This window comes from Devosia beringensis, assembly GCF_014926585.1.
GTDB classification, from domain to species: domain Bacteria; phylum Pseudomonadota; class Alphaproteobacteria; order Rhizobiales; family Devosiaceae; genus Devosia; species Devosia beringensis.
Window position 1 is genome coordinate 1,949,439 of the sequence record NZ_CP045422.1, and the last position, 15,867, is coordinate 1,965,305.

16 protein-coding genes are annotated in these 15,867 nt (G+C 64.9%); 8 read left to right on the plus strand and 8 right to left on the minus strand.

What is annotated here, in order from left to right; all coding sequences use genetic code 11:
• The first annotated feature begins 227 nt into the window (after positions 1 to 227).
• Entirely contained in the window at positions 228 to 1,169 is a 942-nt protein-coding gene (locus tag GDR53_RS09600; RefSeq protein WP_193336481.1) for an IS110 family RNA-guided transposase, read from the plus strand.
• Positions 1,170 to 1,390: 221 nt separating this feature from the next.
• Positions 1,391 to 3,535 carry a sodium-translocating pyrophosphatase gene (locus tag GDR53_RS09605; protein ID WP_193337832.1) on the plus strand — a complete coding sequence of 715 codons (2,145 nt, stop codon included), beginning with the start codon at positions 1,391 to 1,393 and terminating at the stop codon, positions 3,533 to 3,535.
• 75 nt (positions 3,536 to 3,610) lie between these two features.
• On the opposite strand, the gene GDR53_RS09610 is transcribed toward GDR53_RS09605, so the two are convergent.
• Positions 3,611 to 4,090, minus strand: coding sequence for a nuclear transport factor 2 family protein (locus GDR53_RS09610; protein WP_193337833.1), 480 nt, complete (start codon positions 4,088 to 4,090; stop codon positions 3,611 to 3,613).
• Between the two features lie 146 nt (positions 4,091 to 4,236).
• On the opposite strand from GDR53_RS09610, the gene GDR53_RS09615 reads away from it, so the two are divergent.
• From GDR53_RS09615 to GDR53_RS09625, 3 genes are all read left to right on the plus strand, one after another.
• Complete coding sequence (locus GDR53_RS09615) at positions 4,237 to 4,662, plus strand: winged helix-turn-helix transcriptional regulator (protein WP_193337834.1); 426 nt, start codon at positions 4,237 to 4,239, stop codon at positions 4,660 to 4,662.
• 524 nt (positions 4,663 to 5,186) lie between these two features.
• The gene (locus GDR53_RS09620) at positions 5,187 to 5,984 is read left to right on the plus strand and encodes an ion transporter (protein WP_193337835.1); all 798 of its coding nucleotides are present in this window, start codon (positions 5,187 to 5,189) and stop codon (positions 5,982 to 5,984) included.
• A gap of 101 nt (positions 5,985 to 6,085) precedes the next feature.
• Positions 6,086 to 6,634 (plus strand): dihydrofolate reductase family protein, encoded by a 549-nt coding sequence (locus GDR53_RS09625; RefSeq protein ID WP_193337836.1) that lies wholly within the window; start codon positions 6,086 to 6,088, stop codon positions 6,632 to 6,634.
• Here GDR53_RS09625 and GDR53_RS09630 read toward each other — a convergent pair.
• The 4 genes from GDR53_RS09630 to GDR53_RS09645 form a co-directional block, all read right to left on the minus strand.
• On the minus strand, positions 6,631 to 6,816 hold the full coding sequence (locus tag GDR53_RS09630) for a hypothetical protein (protein WP_193337837.1): 186 nt from the start codon (positions 6,814 to 6,816) through the stop codon (positions 6,631 to 6,633). The genes GDR53_RS09625 and GDR53_RS09630 overlap by 4 nt on opposite strands.
• A gap of 52 nt (positions 6,817 to 6,868) precedes the next feature.
• Complete coding sequence (locus GDR53_RS09635; RefSeq protein WP_193337838.1) at positions 6,869 to 7,483, minus strand: chloramphenicol phosphotransferase CPT family protein; 615 nt, start codon at positions 7,481 to 7,483, stop codon at positions 6,869 to 6,871.
• Positions 7,484 to 7,534: 51 nt separating this feature from the next.
• Positions 7,535 to 8,065, minus strand: coding sequence for an inorganic diphosphatase (gene ppa, locus GDR53_RS09640; RefSeq protein ID WP_193337839.1), 531 nt, complete (start codon positions 8,063 to 8,065; stop codon positions 7,535 to 7,537).
• Positions 8,066 to 8,159: 94 nt separating this feature from the next.
• Entirely contained in the window at positions 8,160 to 8,609 is a 450-nt protein-coding gene (locus GDR53_RS09645; RefSeq protein ID WP_193337840.1) for a universal stress protein, read from the minus strand.
• A 91-nt stretch (positions 8,610 to 8,700) separates the two neighbouring features.
• Here GDR53_RS09645 and GDR53_RS09650 point away from each other — a divergent pair, with 91 nt between their 5' ends.
• Positions 8,701 to 9,276 (plus strand): hypothetical protein, encoded by a 576-nt coding sequence (locus GDR53_RS09650; protein ID WP_210321415.1) that lies wholly within the window; start codon positions 8,701 to 8,703, stop codon positions 9,274 to 9,276.
• A gap of 67 nt (positions 9,277 to 9,343) precedes the next feature.
• Here GDR53_RS09650 and GDR53_RS09655 read toward each other — a convergent pair whose 3' ends face one another.
• The 3 genes from GDR53_RS09655 to GDR53_RS09665 form a co-directional block, all read right to left on the minus strand.
• Positions 9,344 to 10,492, minus strand: a complete 1,149-nt coding sequence (locus GDR53_RS09655; protein WP_193337841.1) for a hypothetical protein — start codon at positions 10,490 to 10,492, stop codon at positions 9,344 to 9,346.
• Between the two features lie 99 nt (positions 10,493 to 10,591).
• The gene (locus tag GDR53_RS09660; protein WP_193337842.1) at positions 10,592 to 11,533 is read right to left on the minus strand and encodes a DMT family transporter; all 942 of its coding nucleotides are present in this window, start codon (positions 11,531 to 11,533) and stop codon (positions 10,592 to 10,594) included.
• A 93-nt stretch (positions 11,534 to 11,626) separates the two neighbouring features.
• Positions 11,627 to 12,556, minus strand: a complete 930-nt coding sequence (locus GDR53_RS09665; protein WP_193337843.1) for a tyrosine recombinase XerC — start codon at positions 12,554 to 12,556, stop codon at positions 11,627 to 11,629.
• Between the two features lie 78 nt (positions 12,557 to 12,634).
• On the opposite strand from GDR53_RS09665, the gene GDR53_RS09670 reads away from it, so the two are divergent.
• Both GDR53_RS09670 and GDR53_RS09675 read left to right on the plus strand, forming a co-directional pair.
• Complete coding sequence (locus GDR53_RS09670; RefSeq protein WP_193337844.1) at positions 12,635 to 13,591, plus strand: omptin family outer membrane protease; 957 nt, start codon at positions 12,635 to 12,637, stop codon at positions 13,589 to 13,591.
• Between the two features lie 77 nt (positions 13,592 to 13,668).
• Positions 13,669 to 15,837, plus strand: coding sequence for a primosomal protein N' (locus tag GDR53_RS09675; RefSeq protein WP_193337845.1), 2,169 nt, complete (start codon positions 13,669 to 13,671; stop codon positions 15,835 to 15,837).
• Positions 15,838 to 15,867 lie beyond the last annotated feature (30 nt).

Here is a 15,867-nt window from a genome sequence, read left to right on the forward strand (position 1 = left end):
ACGATCTCGCCCGATCCACTGCGCGGTCCCTCCCCCTTGTATGTTTGCTTGGAGGCCGTGATTGGCGATGATCGGCCTGGGAGCTTTGGGTTTACCGGGCTCCCGGGCTGGATAGCGTGTGTCCCCCAAGAGCCAGCAAGCTCGCCCCTGAGCAGACGCGTCCGGCCCATCTTGACTGTCTCGAACGGTTGGTTGGGCGACATGCCCGCATACAAGGCAGAGCGATCATGATTTTTTCCCCAGACTATGTTGGTGTCGACGTCTCCAAGAAGCACCTGGATCTGGCCATCACCGGCTCGAGCAGGTTGCGCGTGTCCAATAATCCGGCTGGCATGGCTCGGTTGGTGCAAAAGATCTCCAGCCTGACCCGGCCCCATCTGGTCTGTGAGGCCACCGGCAGCTATACGCGGCTGATGGCCCGCTCGCTCAGCCAGCATGGCATCGCGCTGAGCACGATTAACCCGCGCCGGGTGCGCGATCTGGCTCGGGCCGACGGGCTGCTGGCCAAGACCGATGCGATTGACGCCGCGGCGATCCTGCGCTTCGCTCACCTGATGCACCCAGATCCCGACCCCCTCTACGATCCAAATGCCGTGGAAATGGCCGATCTGGTGCGCCGGCGCCGCCAGATGGTGGATATGCTGGCCATGGAAAAGCAGCGTCGCGAGCACCCTGAAGCTGCGCTGGCGCAAGCCAGCATCGATGCTCATATAGGCTTCTTGAGCAGCCAGATCGGCGAGATGGATCGGGCCATTACCCGCCAGATCGATAGCGATGCGACGCTACGGCGCCGGGCCGAACTACTCACCACCATCCCCGGCATCGGCCAGACTACGGCCGCCGTGCTGCTGGCCGAAATGCCCGAGCTGGGCGGCATCGGCAACAAGCAGGCGGCCGCCTTGGCCGGAGTCGCCCCCTTCAACCGCGATAGTGGTGAGATGCGCGGCCAGGCCCATATCGCCGGCGGACGCCTCTCGGTGCGCTGCGCTCTCTATATGGCCACCCTGTCGGCCATCCGTGCTAACCCGCCCATCCGCGACTTCTACAAAAGGCTGCGCGCCCAGGGCAAACCGGGAAAGCTCGCCATCGTCGCCGCCATGCGCAAACTCATCACGACAGCCAATGCCGTCCTTGCCAACAACACCCCCTGGCACACCAACACAGCTTGACCGCAAACACGGTTGCTCAGGGGGAGGTTAGGTGGGGGTCTTCGCCAGGACGCTCACATCTCCCCAGCCCGCGACAATTCACCGCAATATCCATTGCTTAAGCAGACAATCCGGCTAATCTCGACGGCGGAGGGGGCTCTTAGGAGGGCTGGCCGATCCGGGTTGGAGGACCCGCTCGGCCTGGCATGGAGTCCCTGGAGGAAATCGAGAGGGACTATTCTATGACTTTGGCACTCTGGCTGATCGTCATCTGCGGCGCTCTGGCCATCATCTATGGCGTCATCACCACACGACAATTGCTCGCTGCCGATGCCGGCTCGGCCCGCATGCAGGAAATCTCGGCCGCCGTGCGCGAAGGCGCCTCGGCCTATCTCAAGCGGCAATATACCACCATCGCCATCGTGGGCGTTGTCATCCTGATCGCGGCCTGGTTTCTGCTGGGCATCTATGCGGCGGTGGGCTTCCTGCTCGGCGCGGTGCTATCAGGCGCGGCCGGTTTCATCGGCATGAATGTGTCGGTGCGCGCCAATGTGCGGGTGGCGCAGGCGGCCATCGGCTCGCTCGCCAAGGGGCTGGACCTGGCCTTCAAGTCGGGCGCGGTCACCGGCATGCTGGTGGCGGGGCTCGGGCTCCTGGGTGTCACGCTTTACTTCATCGTGCTGACGCAGTTTTTGGGCTTTGCCTTCAATGACCGGGTGGTCATCGATGCGCTGGTCGCCCTGTCGTTCGGTGCCTCGCTGATTTCCATCTTCGCCCGGCTGGGCGGGGGCATTTTCACCAAGGGCGCCGATGTCGGCGGCGACATGGTGGGCAAGGTCGAGGCGGGCATTCCCGAGGATGATCCGCGCAACCCGGCCACCATTGCCGACAATGTGGGCGACAATGTCGGCGACTGCGCCGGCATGGCGGCAGATCTCTTCGAAACCTATGTGGTGACCCTGGTGGCCACCATGGTGCTGGCCGCCATCATCCTGCCCGATGCGTTCAAGCTGGCCGGCATGGTGCTGCCGCTGGCCATCGGCGGCGCCTGCGTCGTGACGTCCATTATCGGCACCTATTTCGTCAAGCTGGGCGCCTCCAACAATATCATGGGCGCGCTCTACAAGGGCATTATCGCTACCGGCGTCTTTTCGCTGGTGGCCCTGCTGCCGGTGCTGTGGATGGTTTTTGGCGACCTCAACGTCGCCATTGCTGCCACTGACAAGACCTTTACCCCAATGAGCCTGTTCTGGTGCGGCGTGGCGGGCCTGGTCATTACCGGGCTCATCATCGTCATCACCGAATATTATACCGGCACCAATCGGCGCCCGGTCAATTCCATCGCCGAGGCCTCGGTCACCGGCCATGGCACCAATGTCATCCAGGGCCTCGCCGTCTCGCTGGAGTCGACCGCCCTGCCGGCTTTGGTGATCATTGCCGGCATCATCGTCACCTATAATCTGGCCGGTCTCTTCGGCATTGCCTTTGCCGTGGCAACCATGCTGGCGCTGGCCGGCATGGTGGTCGCGCTCGATGCCTTCGGGCCGGTTACCGACAATGCCGGTGGCATCGCCGAAATGGCCGGGCTCGACAAGGAAGTGCGGCACAATACCGATGCGCTCGACGCGGTGGGCAATACGACCAAGGCCGTCACCAAGGGCTATGCCATCGGCTCGGCGGGCCTGGGCGCCCTCGTCCTGTTTGCCGCCTATACGCAGGACCTGATCTACTTTGCCAACCTGCCCGATGCGCCGGCGATCTTTGCCGGCATGGGCACGCTCACCTTCTCGCTGGCCGATCCCTATGTGGTGGTGGGTCTGCTGTTTGGTGGCCTGCTGCCCTTCCTCTTCTCGGGCATGAGCATGACGGCGGTGGGTCGCGCCGCCCAATCGGTGGTGGTGGAAGTGCGCCGCCAGTTCAAGGCTGATCCGGGCATCATGGCCGGCACGTCCAAGCCCGATTATGCGCGGGCCGTCGACATGCTGACCCAGGCGGCGATCAAGGAAATGATCGTGCCGTCATTGCTGCCGGTGCTCAGCCCCATCGTGGTGTTCTTCGTGATCTACTGGATCGCCGGCGCGGCGGCGGGCTTTTCGGCCCTGGGCGCCATGCTGATGGGCGTCATCGTCACCGGGCTCTTCGTCGCCATTTCCATGACCGCCGGCGGCGGCGCCTGGGACAATGCCAAAAAGAGCTTCGAGGACGGCTTTACCGACAGCCACGGCGTCACCCACCACAAGGGCAGCGACGCCCACAAGGCCTCGGTCACCGGCGACACCGTCGGCGACCCCTACAAGGACACGGCGGGCCCCGCCGTCAATCCGATGATCAAGATCACCAATATCGTGGCCCTGTTGCTGATCGCGGTGCTGGCGCATTGGGGCTGACCAGACGTCGTCTGGACTGAACTGAAGAAGGCCCGGGAGTGATCCTGGGCCTTCTCGCTAATATATGGTGGACGGTCAGTGTGCCGCAGCGGTCATGGGTTCGGGGGCGCCGTCCATCCAGCTCACCAGTTGCGTCAGGGCCTCGATCTGCCAGCCGGCCGTCGTGCGGCGCAGGGCATTGATATAGCTGCCATGCATGACAAAGACCGGCCCGCTGGCCGCGCCCGGCTGATAGTGCTGGGCGTACATGTACGACGTGCAGGTGGCCCGGTCGGGATCGACAGGGTCAAAGGTGATGACATGGTTGGGGCTCAGATGCTGACGCGCCTTGAAGCCGCTGAGGCCAGCGCTGGCGAAGGCGACGAAGTCGGTGCGGTCAAAGTCCTGGGCCGGCATGCCGGCGGCGGAAAAATCAACATGCACACTGTCGGTAAAACAGGCACCAAATCCGGCCCAGTCGCCGGCGTCGATGCTGGTGGCATAGGTGATGACGCGCTCGCTGATGGTGTGGCGGTCTTCAAGGCGCTGCAGGCGCTGGGCGAGGTCTAGGCTCATGACGGCTCCAATTTCCATTGGCGTGCCAGATTGGCAACGCACTGTTTGTGCGTTGGTATATGCTGGTGACTAAAACCTGCCGCAAGAACGCATGAAAAGCTGCGTAACGATCAGCGATGTACGTTGCCGACCAAAGGGAGCCCTCCATGAGCACCGAACCCGCCGATGCCACCGGCGTCACGCCACGCAGCGAATGCCTTGCACTGGGGCAGGTGATCGCCCGGATCGGCGACAAGTGGACCGTCATGGTGGTCGGCCATCTTTCGGGCGGCCCCATGCGGTTCAATGCGATCATGCGGGCCATTCCGGGCATTTCCCATCGCATGCTGACGCTGACCCTGCGCGGACTACAGCGCGACGGCATGGTCAGCCGCACGGTATTTCCCACCATTCCCCCCGGTGTCGAGTATGAACTGACCCCGCTCGGGCGCTCTCTGACTGGCCCGCTCTCGCTGCTGGCCGGCTGGGCCGGCGCCAACCGCGCCGATATCGAAGCGGCGCAGCGTGATTATGATCTGGACCTGGCGGCTGTGGCGCCATCTCGGGATGGATCCCGGCCTGCGCCGGGATGACAGCGCGCGTGTGGTAGCCTTGGTGCCAACCCCACCCACCGCGCGTCACCCTCGGGCTTGATCCGAGGGCTCTGTACTGACGGGGGCGCCGGGCAAGTGCAGCCCCCTCGGGTCAAGCCCGAGGGTGACGACCGCCTAGATTTGGCATTGCAGTGATCACCCCGTTATCCCGCTTATCCCCGCCGCCAAAACCGCGCGCATAATCCCCCCATCACCCCACGCGGCGGCCTGCAGGCGAACAGTGGTGGGGTGAGCCGGGTGGGGGTTTTGCCTCTCCCACAGGTTCCGAGACGGCCGTGCGAGGACGAGCGATCCCGTGCCGCCGAACAGTTCCAAAAACCGGCACCCCGAGGCGGCTATCGTCTCACTATTTTAACTTACCAGAGGCGAAAGCGGCCTCGGGGTCCGCTCTGCTGTGACAACCGCGACCCAGGCGGCGATGACGCTTGCGCGGTCGCCATCCCTCTTGACTTGTCCCGTGCCCTGGCCTTTGCCTCATGCTGAAATTCCGGAGATATCCCGCCATGCGTCAGGCGCTTGTTCAACTGCTCGGCTCCCGCCGTTGGGAGCAGGCCATCGTGGCCGTCATCCTGCTCAATTCACTGATCCTGGGGCTCGAAACCGATGCCGGCCTCGTCGCCCGCTTCGGGCCGCTGCTGCACGCACTCGATACCTTGATCCTGGCCATCTTCGTGGTCGAGATCGCGCTGCGGCTCTATGCCTTCGGGCCCGCCTTCTTCCGCGATCCCTGGAGCCTGTTCGATTTCTTCGTCGTCGCCATCGCCCTGGTGCCGGCCAGCGGGCCGTTCCAGGTGCTGCGCGCCCTGCGCATCCTGCGGGCGCTGCGGCTGGTGTCGACCCTGCCGGCCTTGCGCCGGGTGGTGGGCGGCCTGGTCGCCGCGCTGCCGGGCATGAGCTCGATCGTCATGCTGATGGGCATGCTGTTCTATGTGGCGGCAGTGATGGCGACAAACCTCTTCGGGGCGCAGTTTCCCGACTGGTTCGGCAGCCTGGGCGCCTCGCTCTATACGCTGTTCCAGGTGATGACGCTCGAAAGCTGGTCCATGGGCATTGTCCGGCCGGTGATGGAGGCCTTTCCTTTGGCCTGGCTGTTCTTCGTGCCCTTCATCCTGCTCTCCACCTATGCGGTGCTCAACCTCTTCATCGGCGTCATCGTCTCGGCCATGCAGGAAGAGACCGAGGCCACCGCCACGGCCGACCGGCAGGCGCTGCATGACGATACCGTGCATATCCTCGCCGAACTGCGCGCCCTGCGGGCCGAGGTGGCGGCCTTGCGGGCCGAGACGCCGCCACGCGGCTGAGGGGCCAGAAAAATCGCGCCGCCGGTCGAAATGGCCGGTGCCGCATCGTCTTGTTGGCAAGGGCCCGCCAAGGGGCGGCCCTCTGGTGGGGAGAAAGCTTGATGCGCAAGGTTACTGCAGGTCTGTTCCATGCCCTTGACGGGGTGGTGGAGGCGCCCAACCAGTTCCAGTTCGACAGTTTCGATGCCGATCTGGGCGGCATGCTGGGCGCCATCATGGGCCGCGTCGATACGGTGCTGATGGGCCGGGTCGGCTACCAGGAATGGGCCGGCTACTGGCCCCAGGCCACGGCCGATGGCGACTTTGCCGATTTTATCAATGGCGTGCCCAAATTCGTGGCTTCCGACACGCTGAGCGGGCCGCTGGAGTGGAACAATGCCAGGCTGATCGAGGGCGATATGCTCGATTTCGTGCGGACGCTCAAGGCCGGCCCGGGCGGGGAAATCTCGGCCATGGGCGGGATTTCGCTGGTACGGCAGCTGCTGTTTGCCGGCCTGCTCGACGAATTGACGCTGATCACCCATCCGGTGGTGGCAGGAAGCGGGCGGCCGCTATTCGAAAAGGGCGATCCGGTGACGCGGCTGACCCTGCTGGGCAGCCAGCACACGGAAAAGGGCAATGTGGTCTCGACCTATGGGCTGCGGGGCTAGGGGCGCGAGCGGCGCAGCCAATAGAACAGCGCCGCGCCGAGGAGGGCCACGACCAGGCCGATATAGAGCCACTGGCTCTGCCCGGACATGAAGCTGCCGCCCAGCAGATTGGCGCCCTGCAGCATCCATACTGCGCCCAGAAGGATCAGCACCAGGCTGACAATGCTGCCCAACCGTCTCATGTCACGCTCCCCGTTTGCCCGGACTGTGCGCGCCGGCCGGCGGGGCAGCAAATCACGAATGCAGGGCTGGCGTCGCCAGGGTGGTGAAGGCGCGGATCCGGGGCGGCGATGCCAGGGCCTCGCCAATGGCCGCTACTGCTTCGGTCGGCGTCAGCGTGCCGGTGTCGAGTTTGAGGTCATAGAGGCCCGGCACATGCACTTCGTCCTGCCAGCGCTGCACCGGCGCCGGCACGCCCTCGCCTTTTACATACAGACTGTCTGGATCGGCATTGCGCCGCGCCATGATGATCTCGAGCGGGCAGTGCACGCCGACAAACAGCACGTCGAGCCCGACCAGAATGGCGGCGCATTCGGGCAGGATGCCGAGCGGGCGGGAATAGGCATCGTGGTGGCCGATATCGACCACGACGTCAAAGCCGGCGCGGGCATGGGCGGCGATGGACTGGTAGAGCGCGGCATAGAGCTGCTGCACAACCGGCTCGAGGTCGGGGCGCTCGCCGCCGGGCCGCAGGCCAATGCCGGGCAACAGGCTTTGGGGCAGGGTGCGGTTCTGCGCGTCGACGCCCAGATTGATCCAGCTTCCGGGCAGCGTCTGCTGCATGGCGGCGGCGATGGACGACTTTCCAGAACGCGGTGCGCCGTTGAGAATGACGATGCGGCCGGTCATGGCAGCTCCCGAAAAGGAAAAGGGGCGCATGGCGCCCCCTTGGTCATTCGATCAGGCCGCGGCGTGGGCGGCGATGGAGTCGAGGATGACCTTCTTGGCATCCTCATAGCCGCCGACATGGCTGATCTTGGCCCATTTGCCGGGCTCGAGATCCTTGTAATGGGTGAAGAAGTGCTTGACCCGCTCGACCTGGATTTCCTGCATGTCGCCGATATCCTTGATGGCGTCATACATGCGGGTGAGCTTGGAGACGGGCACGGCAAGGATCTTTTCGTCCTGGCCGCCATCGTCTTCCATGAACAGCACGCCGATCGGCCGGCATCGCACCACGGCGCCGGGCACCAGGGGCCGCGAATTCATCACGATGACGTCGAGCGGATCGCCGTCGCCGCACAGGGTATGCGGCACGAAGCCGTAATTGCCCGGATAGCGCATCGGCGTATAGAGGAAGCGATCAACGAACAGCGCGCCGCTGGCCTTGTCGATCTCGTATTTGATCGGCTCGCCGCCCATGGGGACTTCGATGATGACATTGAGGTCGTCGGGCGGGTTCTTGCCGGTAGGAATGGCGTCGATGTTCATTTGGTTTCATGCCGTTCGGTGGAGGGCCGGATGGGGCAGGTTCTGCCCAAAACGGCCCGCGAAGGCAAGTCCAATAGCGCTGCGGCAGCCATGCCTATTTGACGATCAGCACCGCTACGCTGGCCCGGGCCAGCACTTCGGCGGCCTGGCTGCCGAGCAGCAGTCGCTGGAATCCCCGTCGGCCATGCGAGCCCATGATGATAGTATCGCAACCCAGTTCGGTCGCGGTCTGCACGATGGCATCGGCCGGGCGGTGCTGGGGCACATGCAACGTCTGGGCGGTGATGCCGGCCTCGAGGGCCTTGGCGGCGGCGGCGGCCAGGATGGTCTGGGCCTCCTCGGCATAGCGCTCTTCCAGCTGGATCAGGATGGGGCCGGCATCGATGCTGCCAAAGCCGCCGGCGCCGATGGCGCTGCTTACCGGGTCGCTTGCCGTCATGATGGTGATCTTGGCGCCATGCAGCTTGGCCAAGTCCAGCCCGGCCGCCAGCGCCTTGTTGCCCAGTTCGGAGCCGTCAGTAGCAATCAGCAAAGTGTTGAACATGGAATTGTCTCCTATGACCCAAGTTTGCTACGGCCTTGCTCGGGGCACATTGATCTGGATCATGACGATGGATTTTACGGAGTATCGTGCCATGCCGATAGCGATCAAGATGGGTAGTCTGCTGGCCTTGCCGGTCCTGGCATGGGGATTGGCGAGTGCGCCGGTGCTGGCGCAGGCCGGGTTTACCAGCGCCTATACCGACCTCAATCTGGACACCGATTGCCTGGTGCTGGAGGCCGATGATTTCGGGGTCAGCTGGGCCTGTCCGGGCTACAAGGGCTATCCGGTCCATGTCAGCGAGGGCGATCTGCGCTTTTCCGTCGTCTATGGCTTCAATATCGATGCCGAGCCGGGCGGTCAGACCTTGAGCCCGTTCAACCGGCTGGACGAGAAGCTCGAATGGCGGCTGAGCAATCAATCAGGGCGCTGGCTGCCGGTGGCTACTATTGTGCGCTACCACACCGCCGATATCGATACCGGCGAGGATAGCGGCCAAGTGCTGGTGGTGACCCAGCTGGTCGAGGGCAATAGCTGCCACATCGCCTATGTCGATGCCCGGGCCAACAAGGATGCCAACGATCTGGCGCGCGCCGCCGCCGATGCGGCGGGGGATTTTGACTGCGACAGCGACGAGATCGCCATGCCGGGCAAATTCGAGGTCTGGTAGCGGAAACAGCAAAGGCAGGGTCACCCCTGCCTCTGTCCGGATCCGATCGACCTGCCGGTTATGCTCGCTAGACCTCGCCCTCGCGCAGCATCACCGTGCCCGCCTCATAGGCGGCGCGGCAGTCGCCGGCGTCGCGGCTGATATCGGTGTCGAGCTGGTAGCCGGCGGCGCCCGGCCCTTCAAAGCGCGGGTCGTCGCATTCGTCGTCGCCGGCGTAATCGGAGCTGTCATCGCCAAAGTCGATGTCGCTGCTGTCATAAGGCGCGCCGGCGGCATAGCCGGGGCTATAGACCGTGCGAATGCTGACCTGGCCTTCGGCCTCGAGCGCCCGGCAGTCGCTGGCATCGGCCAGCATGTCGTCATCGAGCAGCTTCTTGTCAGTGCCGGCGCCGGTAAAGCGCGGATCATCGCATTCGCCGTCATAGGCCCACTGGCTGGTATCGCTGCCATAGTCAAAGCTGGGCGTGCCCTGGGCGCTGGCCGAACCCAGCCAGATGGTGCCCAGATCGAAGGCGGCGCGGCAATCGCTGGCATCGCGCAGCCGGCTCTCTGGGCCCGGCTTGGCGGCCATGCCGGCGCCGGCAAAATCGGGGTCGTCGCATTCGCCATCATAGGTCCATTCGCCGCTATCATCGCCAAAGTCGATGCGGCTGGTGGCGCCGGCCGCGACCACCGTCTTAGGGACGTCGCCGGACTCGACGAGGTTCACGCGACCATCGGCAAAGGCTGTGCTGCAGTCGGTGGCGTCGTGCAGGATATCGGCATCGAGCAGTTCTGCAGCTGATCCCGGCCCGGTGAAGCGCGGATCGTCGCATTCGCCGTCATTGGCCCATTCGCTGGCGTCATCGCCGAAGTCGATCTCGGCGACCGGTTCGGGCGCCGGGGTCGCCGCGACATCCGCATCCTCGGGGTCGGCAAGGCTCACCGTGCCCTCGGCAAAGGCGGCGCTGCAGTCGGTCGCGTCATGGCCACGGTCGGCGTCGAGCAGTTCCTCGGCCGCACCGGTGCCGGTAAAGCGGGGATCGTCGCACTCGCCATCATTGGCCCAGTCGCTGCTGTCATCGCCGAAATCAATCGCCGGTGCCGGTTCGGCGGGCGCGGTCTCGGTCGCCGGCGCATCCGGGGCCGCCTGCTGGGCCAGAGCGGGCGCCACGGGGCCTGCCATCAGGGCCAGGCTCAGGGCAGTGCCGGCCAGAATTGTGTGCAAGGCATTCATCGTCTGTCCCTCCCGAAGGTAACGTCCCCGTGTGTTGCGGCATAGTAAAGCGGCTTTAAGGCAGCTGACAGCCCCAGCGCAAAATTTCTGCCGGCTCGGTCAGGGCAGCTGTCGCTGCGCCATGCGCTCGGCGCGGGTGAACAGCACCGAGCCGGCCAGCACCAGGGCGGTGCCCAGGGCATGAAAGAGCGTAAAGGGCTCGCCCAGCACCCAGACGGCGATGACAATGGTGACGATGGGGCCGAAGGCGGCGGTGGAGGAGGTGGCCCGGGCGCCGATGCGGGCCATGCCCATATTCATCAGAAAGCTTGGCAGCACCGTGCCCAGCAGGCCCAGCGCCAGGCCATAGGACCAGATGGCTGGCGTCAGGGTCAGGTAGCTGGCGGGTCCCACCAGCACCAGGTTCTGGGCAATGGCGACGACGGCGGCGGTGGACATGCCGATACAGGTGAAAAGGCCCGCCCCGATAACCAGCATCTGCCGCTTGGCCAGGTGCTGGTAAAGGGCAAAGGTAATGGCCGAGCCCAGCACCAGCAGCGTGCCAGCGAGCAGGCCATCGGGGTTGACCGCCAGGTTCCAGCCAAAGATCACCAGCAGGCCCGCATAGGAGACCAGCATGGCCGGCACGACGCGCCAGAGCATGGCATCGCCAAAGAACCAGACGCCGAACAGCAGCACGAAGAAGGGATAGGTGAACAGCACCAGCCGCTCATATTGGGCGCTGACAAAGGCCAGGCCCAAAAAATCGAGATAGCTCGACAGATAGTAACCCAGAATGCCTACCGCCATGCTGGCCAGCACCACTTTGGGGGTCAGCAGGCGGCGCAAACTGTCCCCGCGCCGCAGCAGCGTCGCTAGAATGACCAGATAGACCGGCAGCGCCACCAGCATGCGCAGGCTGAGCAGCATCTCGGTGGAGACGCCATGGCCATAGGCGAGCTTGATGAAAATGCCCTTGGTGGAAAACAGCACCGCCCCGGCCACGGCGAAGCCATAGCCCAGCGGGTCATTGACGGGAGCGATGGATGAGGTGGCGGTCATTGGCCGCACCGTATCGGGGCGAATATGTCAGAGACAAGTCGCGCCGGACGATAACGGTTCGGCACAAAAGGTGGCGAGAGATCGAATGCGGTGTCAGCCGCGCGGATGGGCCTTGCGATAGCTGTCGAGCAGGCGGTCGGTGTCGACAGCGGTATAGATCTGCGTCGAGGAAAGGCTGGCATGGCCAAGCAGTTCCTGGATGGCGCGCAAATCTCCGCCCTTGCCCAGAAGGTGGGTGGCAAAGGAATGGCGCAGGGCATGCGGCGTCGCCGAAGGCGGCAGGCCCAAGGCGCCGCGCAATTGCGCCACCCGCAGCTGGATCAGCCGCGGGGACAGAACCCCGCCCCGCACCCCGCGGAACAGCGGTTCTTCGGGCCAGGACTTGAACGGACAGAGTTCGAGATAGAGGTCGATGGCGCGACGCACCGGGGCGATCAGCGGCACCATGCGCGTCTTGCCGCCCTTGCCGGTGACCCGCAAAACCGCGCTTTCAAGGTCCGCCCGGGTCAGGCTCAGTGCTTCGGCAATGCGCAGTCCGGCGCCATAGCATAGGCTGAGCACCGCCATGTCGCGCGCCGCCACCCAGGGGCGGTCTTCCATCTCCTTGGTGGTGGATATGGTGTCGCGGGCCTCGATGACGGTCAGCGCCTTGGGCAGGGATCTGGGCAGTTTGGGGGTGCGGATGACATTGAGCGCCTCGGTGGCCATCACCCCCTCGCGCTCGAGAAAGCGGAAGAAGCTCTTGAGCGCCGACAGCACCCGGGCCAGCGAGCGCGAGCCGAGGCTTTCGCTGCGCCGCTGGGCCATGAAGGCGCGCACATCGGCGCCGCGCAAGTCCTTGAGCGTCTTGAGGGAAACCGGGCCGCCAGTATGGCCGGCGAGAAACTGCAGGAACTGGTCGAGATCGCGGCCATAGGCTTCAAGCGTATTGTCGGCCAGGCGCCGGACGGCACCGAGCTCGCGCTGCCAGGCATGGATGCGGGCGCGGATGACGTCATCGGTGGCAAAGGCGGAGTCGACCATGGCGCCAGTCTCGACTTTGTCGGTAAACGGATGCTTAACTGAACCCTGCCAGTGTTTCATCGGCAGAAGGGCGCCGACATGACACAACCAAGATATGGCGCTACCGCGGCGCTGCTCGCCGTCTTGCTGGCCCTGGGCACGGCTACGGCTATGGCACAGAGCTATAGCCATGCCAGTGCCGACGGATCGGTGCAGATTTCCGGCAGCGTCGGCGCCATGTATCTGGAAGGCAATGAATATGTCTTCAATGGCGACGCCACGCTGAGCCGGCTGATCTGGCAGAGCCGGGTGCCGGTGCTGCGCGGCACCATGACCGTCGAGCTCTCTGGCGGCTGGTCGGTCAGCGCCGAGGGGAGCCTGGCCGGTTTCGGCTCGAGCTATATGGAAGACTATGACTGGCTGGTCAAAACCAATAATTTCGATGCCTGGACCGACCGTTCGCAGCATCCCGATACACGGCTGAACCATTATGTCACCGGCGCGGCGGCGGTGGGCTATGCGCTCACCGATGTCGACGATGCCGTAGTGCGGCTGCATGCGGGGATAAAGTACACCGACGTCAAATGGTCGTCCTATGGCGGCTCGTTCGTCTACAGCCGCAATGGCGGCTACCGCAACAGTACCGGCAATTTCGCCGATGGCGCGCCGGCGATCAGCTATCGCCAGCAATTGCCCGAGATCTTTGTCGGCTTTGACGGCGACCAGCATTACGACAATGTCCGGATTGGCGGCATGCTGCGCGGCGGGCTGACCGTGCTGGCGCAGAGCCATGACGATCACTGGATGCGGAACCTGCGGGTCGAAGACAGTTTTCGTCCGGCCCCGACACTGGAGCTGGGCGCCGATATCGGCTTTGCGCTGGGCCCGACCTCGGAATTCACCATTGCCGGGCGCTACAGCCAGACCTTTGTGATGCGCGGCAAGTCGGAATATTTCAACACCATTACCGGCGCCCGAACCATCGTCGGGGATGATCTGGGCGGCGCCGAACTGCGCAGCGCCGAGATCACCGCCGGTCTGCGCGGCGCGTTTTAGGCGCCTTTTCCCCGCCAGCCGGCTTTGGCAGAATCACTTGCGCTCCCTATGTTCGGATGCGAACAGAACGGGCACAAATGGAACATCGTCCAGACATCGTTGCAGTCATGGTGGGGGTCGCCGTCGAGGGCCCCTATAGCTATCGCGTGCCCGCCGGCATGGCGGTCAGCCGCGGCTCGATCGTCTCGGTGCCGCTGGGGCCGCGGCTGGTGCTCGGCGTCGTCTGGGGGCCGCCCAAGGACATGGTGGCGCATAACCGGCTGCGCGATATTGCCGTGGCCCATGATGTGCCCCCGCTCAGCGAGGAACTGCTCAAGCTGGTCGACTGGGTGGCGCGTTATACGCTGGCCGCCCCCGGCCAGGTCTTGCGGGCCGTGCTGCGGTCCACCGAGGCGCTCGATCCGCCCAGGCCCGTGGTGGCGTTTCGCCGCACCGGAAGGGATCCCGACAAGCTGACGCCGGCGCGGCTGCGCGTGCTCGACGTGCTGATGGACGACATGGCCTGGCCCAAGGCGGCGCTGATTGGCGCGGCCGGGGTGTCGGCTTCTGTCGTCGACGGGCTGGAACGGGCCGGGGCAGTAGAGCGGCTAGAAATGCCCGCGCCTCCCATTGTCGAGCAGCCCGATCCGGAGGCGGCGATCGCCACGCTGTCGGAAGGCCAGCAGTTTGCGCTCGACAAAATCCTGGCGCTGGACCCGCACCAGTTCGGCGTGGCGCTGCTCGATGGCGTCACGGGCGGCGGCAAGACCGAAGTCTTCTTCGAGGCGGTGGCCGATACGCTGCGGGCGGGCCGGCAGGCGCTGATCCTGCTGCCGGAAATCGCGCTGACCAATACCTTTATCGACCGCTTCACCAAGAGGTTCGGCACGCGGCCGGCCGAATGGCATTCGGACATGACGCCGGTGCAGCGGGCCAAGGTGTGGCGCGGTGTGCTCGATGGCACCGTGAGGGCGGTGGTCGGGGCGCGCTCGGCGCTATTCCTGCCGTTCCGCGAACTGGGCATGCTGGTGCTCGATGAGGAGCATGACGGCGCCTATAAGCAGGCCGACGGCATTACCTATCATGCCCGCGACATGGCGGTGGTGCGGGCGCATCTGAGCCAGGCACGGGTGATTCTGTCGTCGGCCACGCCGTCGGTGGAGACGCGCAACAATGCCAATGTCGGCCGCTATGCCCATGTGCTGCTGACCGCGCGCTATGCCGAAGCGGCCATGCCCAATATCACCACCATCGACATGCGGATCGACGGCCCGCCAAAGGGCGAATGGATAGCGCCGCTGCTGGCACGCGAGATTTTTGCCGCGCTCGACCGGGGCGAGCAGGCGCTGCTGTTTCTCAACCGGCGCGGTTATGCCCCGCTGACGCTGTGCCGTTCCTGCGGTCACCAGTATCAGTGTCCGGACTGCTCGGCCTGGATGGTCGAGCACCGCTTCCGCGGCGTCTTGATGTGCCACCATTGCGGGCACGAGGTGCGCACGCCGACGGTCTGCGGCGCCTGTGGCGCCGCCGATGCGCTGATCGCGGTGGGGCCGGGAATCGAGCGGGTGGCCGAGGAGGCGGCGGCGCGCTTTCCCGATGCCCGGCGGGTGATCCTGTCCTCGGATATGGGCAGCAATGCCCAGCTCAAGCAGCGCCTCGCCGAAATCGAGCGGGGTGAATATGACCTGATCATCGGCACCCAGCTGGTGTCCAAGGGGCATCACTTCGAAAAGCTCACGGTGGTGGGCGTGCTCGATGCCGATCTCGGCCTGGCGCATGGCGACCCACGTGCCGCCGAGAAGACCTTCCAGATCCTGACCCAGGTGGCGGGCCGGGCCGGGCGCGCCTCAAAGAACGGCAAAGCGTTCCTCCAGACCTATCATCCCGATCATGCGGTGATGAAGGCCATGGTCAGCGGCGACCGCGAGGCCTTCTATGCCCATGAACTGGCGGCACGGGAAGCGGGCGGCTTGCCGCCCTTCGGACGGCTGGCGGCGCTGATCGTCTCGGCCAGCGAGCATGACGTGGCGATGGGCTACGCCAAAAAGCTGCTGTCTGCGGCACCAATGGCCGAGGGCGTGCGCCTGTTCGGCCCGGCCGATGCTCCGATCGCCATGGTGCGCGGGCGGCATCGCGTACGGCTACTGGCACAGTCGGGCAAGGATTTCGATCTCTCGGGCTATGTGCGGTTCTGGCTGGGCTCGGCCGAAAAGGCCACCGGCAATCTGCGCGTTCAGGTCGATATCGACCCGATGAGCTTCATGTGAGGCACCACGGCCGTGCGGCCGTGGTGCTGA

Bases quoted from the DNA above. Each gene is read 5' to 3' on its own strand.
- GDR53_RS09600 (WP_193336481.1), top strand. From the start codon at position 228: ATGATTTTTTCCCCAGACTATGTTGGTGTCGACGTCTCCAAGAAGCAC.
- GDR53_RS09605 (WP_193337832.1), top strand. From the start codon at position 1,391: ATGACTTTGGCACTCTGGCTGATCGTCATCTGCGGCGCTCTGGCCATC.
- GDR53_RS09610 (WP_193337833.1), bottom strand. From the start codon at position 4,090: ATGAGCCTAGACCTCGCCCAGCGCCTGCAGCGCCTTGAAGACCGCCAC.
- GDR53_RS09615 (WP_193337834.1), top strand. From the start codon at position 4,237: ATGAGCACCGAACCCGCCGATGCCACCGGCGTCACGCCACGCAGCGAA.
- GDR53_RS09620 (WP_193337835.1), top strand. From the start codon at position 5,187: ATGCGTCAGGCGCTTGTTCAACTGCTCGGCTCCCGCCGTTGGGAGCAG.
- GDR53_RS09625 (WP_193337836.1), top strand. From the start codon at position 6,086: ATGCGCAAGGTTACTGCAGGTCTGTTCCATGCCCTTGACGGGGTGGTG.
- GDR53_RS09630 (WP_193337837.1), bottom strand. From the start codon at position 6,816: ATGAGACGGTTGGGCAGCATTGTCAGCCTGGTGCTGATCCTTCTGGGC.
- GDR53_RS09635 (WP_193337838.1), bottom strand. From the start codon at position 7,483: ATGACCGGCCGCATCGTCATTCTCAACGGCGCACCGCGTTCTGGAAAG.
- ppa (WP_193337839.1), bottom strand. From the start codon at position 8,065: ATGAACATCGACGCCATTCCTACCGGCAAGAACCCGCCCGACGACCTC.
- GDR53_RS09645 (WP_193337840.1), bottom strand. From the start codon at position 8,609: ATGTTCAACACTTTGCTGATTGCTACTGACGGCTCCGAACTGGGCAAC.
- GDR53_RS09650 (WP_210321415.1), top strand. From the start codon at position 8,701: ATGCCGATAGCGATCAAGATGGGTAGTCTGCTGGCCTTGCCGGTCCTG.
- GDR53_RS09655 (WP_193337841.1), bottom strand. From the start codon at position 10,492: ATGAATGCCTTGCACACAATTCTGGCCGGCACTGCCCTGAGCCTGGCC.
- GDR53_RS09660 (WP_193337842.1), bottom strand. From the start codon at position 11,533: ATGACCGCCACCTCATCCATCGCTCCCGTCAATGACCCGCTGGGCTAT.
- GDR53_RS09665 (WP_193337843.1), bottom strand. From the start codon at position 12,556: ATGGTCGACTCCGCCTTTGCCACCGATGACGTCATCCGCGCCCGCATC.
- GDR53_RS09670 (WP_193337844.1), top strand. From the start codon at position 12,635: ATGACACAACCAAGATATGGCGCTACCGCGGCGCTGCTCGCCGTCTTG.
- GDR53_RS09675 (WP_193337845.1), top strand. From the start codon at position 13,669: ATGGAACATCGTCCAGACATCGTTGCAGTCATGGTGGGGGTCGCCGTC.